This is a genomic window from Paracoccus sp. (in: a-proteobacteria) (genome assembly GCF_046462195.1).
Lineage (GTDB): Bacteria > Pseudomonadota > Alphaproteobacteria > Rhodobacterales > Rhodobacteraceae > Paracoccus.
Map to the genome: position 1 here is coordinate 23,925 of NZ_JBKGUN010000101.1, position 9,724 is coordinate 33,648.

A 9,724-nucleotide genomic window follows, 5' to 3' on the forward strand; every position below is an offset into this window, starting at 1 on the left:
CGGTCTGCTGCTTCTTACGCTGCGCTGAGCGGGTCTTCCGGGCCGCCGCTCAGCCAGGTCAGCGCCCGGAACCCCTTCAGGACCTCCGTAAGAAAGACAGACAGATGACCGATCAGAACCGAGTCGTGATCTTTGACACCACCCTGCGCGATGGCGAGCAATCGCCCGGCGCCACCATGTCCCATGCCGAAAAGCTGGAAATTGCCGGGATGCTGGACGAGATGGGCGTCGACATCATCGAGGCCGGTTTTCCCATCGCTTCGGAAGGTGACTTCGCCGCGGTGTCCGAAATTGCGCGCCAGTCCAGGAACAGCGTGATCTGCGGGCTGGCCCGCGCCCAGATCCCCGACATCGACCGTTGCTGGGAGGCCGTGAAGCATGCCCGCCAGCCGCGCATCCACACCTTCATCGGCACCTCGCCGCTGCACCGGGCCATCCCGAACCTGGACATGGACCAGATGGCGGATCGTATCCACCAGACCGTGACCCATGCCCGCAACCTGTGCGACAACGTGCAATGGTCGCCCATGGACGCCACCCGCACGGAACATGACTATCTGTGCCGGGTGGTGGAGATCGCCATCAAGGCCGGCGCGACCACGATCAACATTCCCGATACCGTGGGCTATACCGCGCCTCGCGAATCCGCCGCCCTGATCGCGATGCTGCTGGAACGCGTTCCCGGCGCGGACCAGATCGTCTTTGCCACGCATTGCCACAACGACCTGGGCATGGCGACAGCCAATGCCCTGGCCGCGGTCGAGGCGGGAGCCCGCCAGATCGAATGCACCATCAACGGGCTGGGCGAACGTGCCGGCAACACCGCGCTGGAAGAGGTGGTGATGGCGATGCGCGTCCGCAACGACATCATGCCATATCAGACCGGCATCGACACCACGAAGATCATCGGCATCTCGCGCCGCGTCGCGGCCGTGTCGGGCTTTCCGGTGCAGTTCAACAAGGCCATCGTGGGCAAGAATGCTTTTCTGCACGAAAGCGGCATCCATCAGGACGGCGTTCTGAAGAACGTCGAAACTTTCGAGATCATGCGCCCCGCCGATATCGGCCTGACCGAAAACAACATCGCCATGGGCAAACATTCGGGCCGCGCCGCGCTGCGTGCCAAGCTGGCCGACCTGGGTTACGAGGTGGGTGACAATCAGCTGAAGGACATCTTCGTGCGCTTCAAGGCCCTGGCCGACCGCAAGAAGGAGGTTTATGACGACGACATCGTGGCGCTGGTCCAGGACGCCGCCGCCAATACCGACAGCGACCACCTGCAGGTCAAGCATCTGCGCGTCATCTGCGGCAGTGACGGACAGTCGGCTGAACTGACCATGGTTGTGGATGGCGAGGAAAAGCGCGCTGAAACCACCGGCGACGGCCCGGTCGACGCCTGCTTCAACGCTGTGCGCCAGATCTTTCCGCACGACGCGCGGCTGCAGCTGTATCAGGTCCATGCCGTGACCGAAGGCACCGATGCCCAAGCCACGGTCAGCGTCCGGATGGAGGAAGAGGGCCGTATCGTGACAGGTCAGGCGGCTGATACCGACACGATCCTGGCCTCGGTCAAGGCCTATGTCGGCGCCCTGAACCGGCTGATCGTCCGTCGCGCCATGACAGGGCGCGACAGCGACGCCAAGCAGATCAGCATGTACTCGCACTGAAACGGGCCGGGGCGCCGCGCCCCGGCTGTGTCGCGCCTCACACGGTCGGCCGTCTTCGCGCGCAATGGCGTGGATCGGGGCTTTTCGCGTGGGGCGTGTGCCTCTATACGGAGCCACGCCTGCAAGGGCGATTGAGGGCGGAATGCCCTTGCGGGATCTCAGAACAGGGAAGGCCGGAGAAACCGGCGCGAAAGGATACGGGCATGGCATTCGGCGGTTTGTTTTCGACCGACATCGCAATCGATCTGGGGACGGCGAACACGCTGATCTATGTCAAGGGCAAGGGCATCATCCTGAACGAACCCTCGGTCGTCGCTTATCACGTCAAGGACGGCAAGCGGCAGGTTCTGGCGGTGGGCGAGGATGCGAAGCTGATGCTGGGCCGCACGCCCGGCAGCATCGAGGCCATTCGCCCCATGCGTGAAGGCGTCATTGCCGATTTCGACAGCGCCGAGCAGATGATCAAGCACTTCATCAAGAAGGTGTTCAGGCGCACGACCTTCTCCAAGCCCAAGATCATCGTTTGTGTGCCCCATGGCGCCACGCCTGTCGAAAAACGTGCAATCCGCCAGTCGGTCCTGTCCGCCGGCGCGCGCAAGGCGGGCCTGATCGCCGAACCCATCGCGGCTGCCATCGGGGCGGGCATGCCCATCACCGAACCCACCGGCAGCATGGTCGTCGACATCGGCGGCGGCACGACCGAGGTGGCGGTGCTGTCGCTGGGCGACGTCGTCTATGCCCGGTCGGTCCGCATCGGGGGCGACCGGATGGACGAGGCGATCATCAACTATCTGCGCCGCAACCAGAACATGCTGATCGGCGAATCGACGGCGGAACGCATCAAGACCAGCATCGGTACCGCCCGCATGCCCGATGACGGGCGCGGCGCCACCCTGATGGTGCGCGGCCGCGACCTGCTGAACGGCATCCCGAAGGAGATCGAGATCAGCCAGGCCATGGTGGCCGAAGCCCTGTCCGAACCCGTCCAGGCCATCTGCGAGGCCGTGATGGTCGCGCTGGAAGCCACGCCCCCCGACTTGGCGGCCGATATTGTCGATCGTGGCGTGATGCTGACCGGCGGCGGTGCCATGCTGGGCGAACTGGACCTGGCGCTGCGCGAGCAGACCGGCCTGTCGATCAGCCTGGCCGACCAGCCGATGAGCTGTGTGGCGCTGGGCACAGGCAAGGCGCTGGAATTCGAAAAGCAGCTGCGTCACGTCATCGACTACGACAGCTGATCCGGCCTTCGGAGGGCTGCCAGAATGGCGCGCAAGGGCCCCGATTTCGCCACTCCGATCCGGCGCGTTCTGATCGCGCTGCTGACGCTTGCGCTGCTGGCGCTGTTCCTGTTCTGGCGCATCGACAGCCCGCGGGCCGAGCAGATGCGCACGGCCCTGATCGACCGGATCGTGCCGCGTTTCGAATGGGCGCTGGTGCCGGTGACCAAGGTGACGCAGATGGTGGCGGGTTTCCAGAGCTATGCCCGCATCTACGAGCAGAACCAGGAATTGCGCCGCGAGCTGCAGCGCATGACCGCCTGGAAAGAGGCAGCCGTCCAGCTGGAGCAGGAAAACTCGAAGCTGCTGGCTCAGAACAATGTCCGTATCGACCCTGCGTTGACCAGTGTGACAGGCGTGGTGATGGTCGACAGCGGATCGGCCTTTCGCCAGTCGGTGCTGCTGAATGTGGGGGCGCGGGACGGCATCGTCGAAGGCTGGGCCACCATGGATGGTCTGGGGCTGGTGGGTCGGATCTCGGGTGTCGGGCAGCGCACCAGCCGCGTCGTTCTGATGACCGACCCCTCGTCCCGGTTGCCCGTGATCGTGCAGCCGACCGGAGAGCGGGCGCTGCTGACGGGGGACAATTCCTCGCTGCCGCTGCTGGAGTTCATCGAGGCAGGTGACAATGTGCGTCCGGGCGACCGCGTGGTCACCTCGGGTGACGGGGGTGTGTTCCCGGCGGGCCTGTTGGTGGGTCAGGTCGCGCAGGCGACGGACGGACGGATGCGCGTGCGCATGGCCGCCGATTACGAGCGGCTGGAATTCCTGCGGGTCCTGCGATCCCACCCTGCCGAGGCGGTGGTGGACAGCGACGCCATCATCCGGCGTGGCAACGAGGGACCGATCGGGCCGCAGCTGCCGGCCTCGCCTGTCGAGGCGGCTTCGGCCACCGATCCGCTGGACCCCGGCACCGCGCCATGATTCAGCTGCCGAGCCGCGACTTCATCGTCGGGACTGCACTGTTCCTGCTGTCGGCCTGGCTGCTGCTGTTCCTGCGCCTGCTGCCGCTGTCGGGCGGCATCACCGGCTGGCCCGGTCCCGATGCGGGGCTGGCGCTGATCCTGGCCTGGATGCTGCGCCGGCCTGATCAGCTGGCAGCGCCCGTCATCGTCCTGATCCTGTTGATCGAGGATGTGCTGCTGATGCGGCCTTTGGGGCTGTGGACTGCCGTCGTGCTTGTGGGCACCGAAGCTGCGCGTCGCCGTGAACCCCGTTGGCGCGACCAGCCATTCATGGTTGAATGGCTGCGGGTTGCCGTGCTGATCGGGCTGATGATGCTGGGCTATCGGGTCATCCAGGTCCTGTCCCTGATGCGGGTTCCGGCGCTGGGACAGGTGATGCTGCAATATCTGGCGACGGTGGCCTGTTATCCTGTGGTTGTCTTCGCGGCGCGCTGGCTGATCGGCCTTCGCCGCAGCGGCCGCAGCGAAACCTGAGAAAGGACAGCGGATGAAGAAATCGCAACGCGAGATCTTGGACAGCAGCCGCCAGATCAGCCGCCGCGTGATCATGCTGGCTGGTCTGCAACTGGGTGTGGTGACGACACTGGCGCTGAAGATGCGCTCGATGCAGCTGGACCACGCCGAGGAATACCGGATGCTGGCCGACGGCAACTCGATCAAAATCCGCCTGTTGCCGCCGTCGCGCGGGCTGATCCTGGACCGCAACGGCATCATCATTGCCGGAAACGAACAGAACTATCGCGTCACCTTGACCCGGGAAGAGGCGGGGGGCGATGTCGAAATGGTCCTGCGCCGCCTGTCGCATCTGATCCCGATGAGCGAGGCCCGCATCTCGGAACTGATGGAGGAGTTTTCCAAGCGGTCGGCCATCACGCCTATCGTATTGGCCGATCGCCTCAGCTGGGAACAGTTCAGTGCGATCGCCGTCAATGCTCCTTCGCTGCCGGGGGTGACCCCGGAATCGGCACTGTCGCGGGCCTATCCGCGTGCAGGCGATTTTGCCCATGTCATGGGTTATGTCGGTCCCGTTTCGGATTACGACCTTTCGCGGATCGAGGACCCTGACCCGGTCCTGCGGCTGCCGGACTTTCAGTTGGGCAAGATCGGCGTCGAAGGCAAGCTGGAGGAACAACTGCGCGGCAAGGCCGGTGCCCGCCGGGTCGAGGTGAACAGCACGGGCCGCGAGATGCGCCAATTGTCCCGGCAGGAGGGCGAGCAGGGTGCCAGCGTGCAGCTGACGCTGGATGCCGGGCTGCAGAATTATGCCGCCCAGCGCCTGGGCGAGGAAAGCGCGGCTGCCGTTGTCATGGACTGCCAGAGCGGTGAGCTAATCTCGATCTGTTCCTCGCCCAGTTTTGATCCGAACAAGTTCGTGCGGGGCATTTCGGGCGACGAATACCGTGCGCTGATGGATCACGACCACCGTCCCTTGGCCGACAAGACGGTGCAAGGGGTTTATCCGCCCGGCTCGACCTTCAAGATGGTCACGCTGATGGCCGGGTTGGAGGCGGGGGTGATCAACGCGGATACGCGGTTCTTCTGTCCGGGTCATACCGAACTGGGCGGGCGGCGGTTCCATTGTTGGCGGCGCGGCGGGCACGGAACAGTAAATGCGATCAAGAGCCTCGAGGAAAGCTGCGACGTTTATTATTATGAACTGGCACAGCGTGTCGGTATCGACCGGATCGCGGTGATGGCGCGCAAGTTGGGATTGGGAACGCGTCACGACCTGCCGATGTCGGCTGTGGCCGAGGGCATTGCGCCGGACCGCGAATGGAAGATGGCCCGCCATGGGCAGGCCTGGCAGATCGGCGACAGCCTGAACGCCTCGATCGGGCAGGGCTATGTTCTGGCATCGCCGCTGCAACTGGCCGTGATGACGGCGCGCATTGCCTCGGGGCGCGAGGTGCGGCCGCAGCTGATCCGCTCCATCAACGGGGTGCGCCAGCCGGTGCCGGATTACCCGCCTCTCGACATCAGCGAAGCGTCGCTGCGCGTGGCGCGGCTGGGCATGGATGCGGTGATGAACAGCGGTCGCGGCACGGCGCGCGCCGCCCGCATCGCGCGAGAGGACTGGCGCATGGCTGGCAAGACCGGCACCAGCCAGGTGCGCAACATCACGGCTGCGGAACGGGCGCGGGGCGTGATCACGAACGACCAGTTGCCCTGGAACCGGCGCGACCACGCGCTGTTCGTGTCCTATGCCCCCTTCGAGACTCCGCGCTTTGCGGTTTCGCTGGTGGTGGAACATGGTGGCGGCGGATCGACCGCCGCAGCGCCGATCGCGCGCGACATCATGCTGTTTGCATTGAACGGGGGTGTGCCGCCCCTGGATGCTGTTCCCTCGGATCAGCGCGCCGCAATGGAGGCCCGCCACCAAGCCATGCAGCTCTACAAGCCCGAGGCTCCGCGCCCCGGCCGCAGCCGCGCCTGAGGTCGCAGACCATGTCCTATCTGGATTACCAGGTCGCCCAGGTTCCCACAGGTTTCCGCAAGATACTGCATATCAACTGGCCGCTCGTGGTGCTGGTGGCGGCCGTCTGCTGCATTGGCTTCCTGATGCTCTACTCGGTCGCTGGCGGCCGGATGGACACCTGGGCCGAGCCGCAGATGATCCGCTTTGCCCTCGGCATGGTGATCATGCTGGGCCTTGCCTTCGTGCCCATGTGGTTCTGGCGCGGAATTTCGGTCGGCTTTTACGTCGTCTGTTTTCTGCTGCTGGTCGCGGTCGAACTGTTCGGCGCCATCGGCATGGGGGCGCAGCGATGGATCGATTTCGGCCCCGTCCGCCTGCAACCGTCCGAACTGATGAAGATCGCCTTGGTCCTGTTGTTGGCGGCCTATTACGACTGGCTGGACCTGAAGAAGGTTTCGCGCCCGCTCTGGGTGCTGGTCCCGGCCATCATGATCGTCGCGCCGACGGGGCTGGTGCTGATGCAGCCTGACCTGGGGACCTCGATCATGTTGATCGCGGGCGGCGGGATCGTGATGTTCGCGGCAGGGGTGTCGCTCTGGTACTTTGGCGTGCTGATCGCGATGGGCGTGGGGCTGGTCGCGGCCGTGCTGAAAAGTCGGGGAACGGACTGGCAGCTCTTGAAGGATTATCAGTTCCGGCGCATCGATACCTTTCTGGACCCGACCGCCGACCCGCTGGGAGCGGGTTACAACATCATCCAGAGCCAGATCGCCCTTGGCTCTGGGGGTTGGTCTGGACGCGGCTTCATGCAGGGCACGCAGTCGCGGCTGAACTTCCTGCCCGAAAAGCATACCGACTTCATCTTTACCGTCCTGTCGGAAGAATTCGGCTTTGTCGGAGCCATTTCCCTGCTGACGCTCTACATGCTCATCGTGGGTTTTTGTCTTCATTCGGCGCTGACGAACCGGGACCGCTTTGCCAGCCTGATCACCATCGGTATCAGCGCGACGTTCTTCCTGTACTTTGCCATCAACATGGCAACCGTGATGGGCCTGCTGCCGGCCAAGGGATCCCCCCTGCCGCTGGTCAGCTATGGCGGCACGTCCCTGATGATCCTGATGCTGGGTTTCGGCCTGGTGCAGTCCGCCCATGTCCACAGGCCAAGGTGATCTGATGAAGGTTCGTTTTTCTGCCCCGCCCTCGTACTGGGCCGAATGGGCCCCCGCCCTGACGGCTGCCATTCCGGAGATGACGCTGCAAAGGGACGGTGATCCCGCCAATTTCGAGGCGATCATCTATGCACCGGGTGGGGATGTCATCGATTTCACCCCCTACCGGAACGTCCGCCTTGTCCAGAGCCTCTGGGCAGGGGTCGAGCGGATCGTGACAAACACCACCCTGACCCAGCCCCTCGCCCGCATGGTCGATCCGGGCCTGGCGCAGGGCATGGCCGAATATTGCACCGGATGGGTGATGCGCGCCCATCTGGGCATGGACATTTATGCGCAGGACGGCGTCTGGCGGCGGGATCGTATTCCGCCACTGGCATGCGAGCGTCCGGTAACAATCTTGGGACTGGGGGAATTGGGCCGGGCCACGGCGGCGATGTTGAACGGCATCGGCTTTCCGGTCACCGGCATCAGCGCCTCGGGGCGCCCGGTCCCGGGCGTTGACAGTCGCCCGCTTGCAGATCTGGACAAGATTCTGGAGGGAACGCAGATCCTTGTCTGTCTGCTGCCTGATACGCCCGAGACGCGGGGGTTGCTGGACGCCCGCCGGTTGGCACTGCTGGAACAGGGGGCATGGATCATCAATCCGGGCCGGGGCACATTGATCGATGATGCTGCGCTGCTGGCGGGGCTGGACCGTGGCGCGCCAGCCCATGCCGTTCTGGATGTCTTTCGAACCGAGCCCCTGCCACCGGATCATGCGTTCTGGGCGCATCGCGGCGTGACCGTCACTCCGCACATCGCGGCAGATACCCGCCCCGCGACCGCAGCCCCGGTGGTGGCCGCCAATCTGAGGCGCGTGATGGCAGGGCAGGCTCCGCTTTACCCGGTGGACCGTGAAAAGGGCTATTGAGAGTTTCTGCCCTTTTCAGCCTCGCGTGCATGACGGGCAGCGGACAGTTCGGACACGCGCGCGATCCGGTCGGCCATCTTCTTTTCACGCCGCCGCTGATAGGCCCGAAAGACCGGAACGGTCATGTAATGCGTGGCCACCGACAGGATAAGGCCAAGGATCGTGCCGCCCACGACATAAGGCCAGAACACCTGGAAGAAGAAGTCGTTGAGACTGGTCCAGTGCGCTACATCCGGCCCGAAGATCGAGCGGAAGTTGTGCCACAACTCGCTGGTGGCTTGGGTGAATTCGCGAAAGATGAAGTTGGGAGACAGATCGCCGCGCAGACCCAGGATCTGGCGCCCCAGCCCGACCGAGATCAGCGCGATGAAGGGGAAGGTGACGGGGTTGCCCACGAATGTCGCCAGAAGGGCCGCAAGGATGTTTCCGCGGATGATCCAGGCCGCGGCCGCCGCGGAAACAAAGTGGAAGCCGAACAAGGGGGTGAAGGAGACGAAGACCCCGGCGGCCACCCCGCGACCGATGCGCTGCGGCTGGTCGGGCAGACGGCGCAGGCGGTAAACGACATAGGTTCCGGCCCGCCGCCAGCCGCCGCGAGGATAGATCGTCTCGGTGGCAAGCTGTCCGTAGCTGCGGGGTTTGCGGCGTTTGAACAAGAATCACCTGATCTTTGAAGGGCTGCGAGGCGGGCCTGACGGCCTCAGGGTTTCAGCGCAGGGTCCCGGACACGGAAGACCTGAGCCACGTCGCTTTCTGCCTCCAATGCGGTCAGCAGATTGTGCAGGTGTTCATGATCGCGCAACTCGACGGCGACCTCAATGCGATAAAAATCCGGTTTGCGTGCAATGAACTCGAGATTCGAGATATTTGCCCCTTGTGCACCAATCAAGGTGCAGATGCGTCCCAGCACGCCCGCGTCGTGGCGGATGGTCAGACTGAGATCGGTGGAATAGGCAGCCGGGTGCCGCCCTTCACGCCATTGCAGATCCACCCAGCGGTCGGGGCTGTCCTCGAACTCGGCCAACACGGGACAATCGATGGCATGGATCACCACGCCCGCCCCGCGATAGGTGATGCCCACGATCCGCTCGCCCGGCAACGGGTTGCAGCACGGGGCGCGCTTGAAGTTGGCATCCGCCTCCAGCCCCGCAAAGGGTCGCTTACCGTCGATTTCGTCCTGATGATTGGCCAGTTCGGGATAAAGCACCGACAGCACTTCCTTGGCCGAGTTCTCGGCGCTGCCGATCCGTGCCAGCAGTTCCTCGGCCGAGGGAAGGCCCATCTGCTTGGCCGCCGTCCTCAGCGCCTTGTCCGTCA

9 protein-coding genes are annotated in these 9,724 nt (G+C 64.4%); 7 read left to right on the top strand and 2 right to left on the bottom strand.

Annotated features, from left to right (window positions below; all coding sequences use genetic code 11):
- Positions 1–104 precede the first annotated feature (104 nt).
- The 7 genes from ACLHHB_RS06575 to ACLHHB_RS06605 all read left to right on the top strand — a co-directional run bounded on the left by ACLHHB_RS06575 (position 105) and on the right by ACLHHB_RS06605 (position 8,407).
- The gene (locus tag ACLHHB_RS06575) at positions 105–1,667 is read left to right on the top strand and encodes a 2-isopropylmalate synthase (protein ID WP_410217477.1); all 1,563 of its coding nucleotides are present in this window, start codon (positions 105–107) and stop codon (positions 1,665–1,667) included.
- A 203-nt stretch (positions 1,668–1,870) separates the two neighbouring features.
- Positions 1,871–2,905, top strand: coding sequence for a rod shape-determining protein (locus tag ACLHHB_RS06580; protein ID WP_410217478.1), 1,035 nt, complete (start codon positions 1,871–1,873; stop codon positions 2,903–2,905).
- A 24-nt stretch (positions 2,906–2,929) separates the two neighbouring features.
- The gene (gene mreC, locus ACLHHB_RS06585) at positions 2,930–3,868 is read left to right on the top strand and encodes a rod shape-determining protein MreC (protein WP_410217479.1); all 939 of its coding nucleotides are present in this window, start codon (positions 2,930–2,932) and stop codon (positions 3,866–3,868) included.
- The gene (locus ACLHHB_RS06590) at positions 3,865–4,383 is read left to right on the top strand and encodes a rod shape-determining protein MreD (protein WP_410217480.1); all 519 of its coding nucleotides are present in this window, start codon (positions 3,865–3,867) and stop codon (positions 4,381–4,383) included. The genes mreC and ACLHHB_RS06590 overlap by 4 nt, the downstream gene beginning before the upstream one ends.
- 13 nt (positions 4,384–4,396) lie before the next feature.
- Complete coding sequence (mrdA, locus tag ACLHHB_RS06595) at positions 4,397–6,343, top strand: penicillin-binding protein 2 (protein ID WP_410217481.1); 1,947 nt, start codon at positions 4,397–4,399, stop codon at positions 6,341–6,343.
- Between the two features lie 11 nt (positions 6,344–6,354).
- Positions 6,355–7,494: a rod shape-determining protein RodA gene (rodA, locus tag ACLHHB_RS06600; protein ID WP_410217482.1), complete on the top strand. Its 1,140-nt coding sequence runs from the start codon at positions 6,355–6,357 to the stop codon at positions 7,492–7,494.
- 4 nt (positions 7,495–7,498) lie between these two features.
- Positions 7,499–8,407: an NAD(P)-dependent oxidoreductase gene (locus tag ACLHHB_RS06605; RefSeq protein WP_410217483.1), complete on the top strand. Its 909-nt coding sequence runs from the start codon at positions 7,499–7,501 to the stop codon at positions 8,405–8,407.
- Here the strand turns inward: ACLHHB_RS06605 and ACLHHB_RS06610 are convergent.
- Positions 8,401–9,063 (bottom strand): DUF2062 domain-containing protein, encoded by a 663-nt coding sequence (locus ACLHHB_RS06610; RefSeq protein ID WP_410217484.1) that lies wholly within the window; start codon positions 9,061–9,063, stop codon positions 8,401–8,403. The genes ACLHHB_RS06605 and ACLHHB_RS06610 overlap by 7 nt on opposite strands.
- A 44-nt stretch (positions 9,064–9,107) precedes the next feature.
- On the bottom strand, positions 9,108–9,724 hold a 617-nt coding region (locus ACLHHB_RS06615; RefSeq protein WP_410217485.1), incomplete at its 5' end, for a RelA/SpoT AH/RIS domain-containing protein.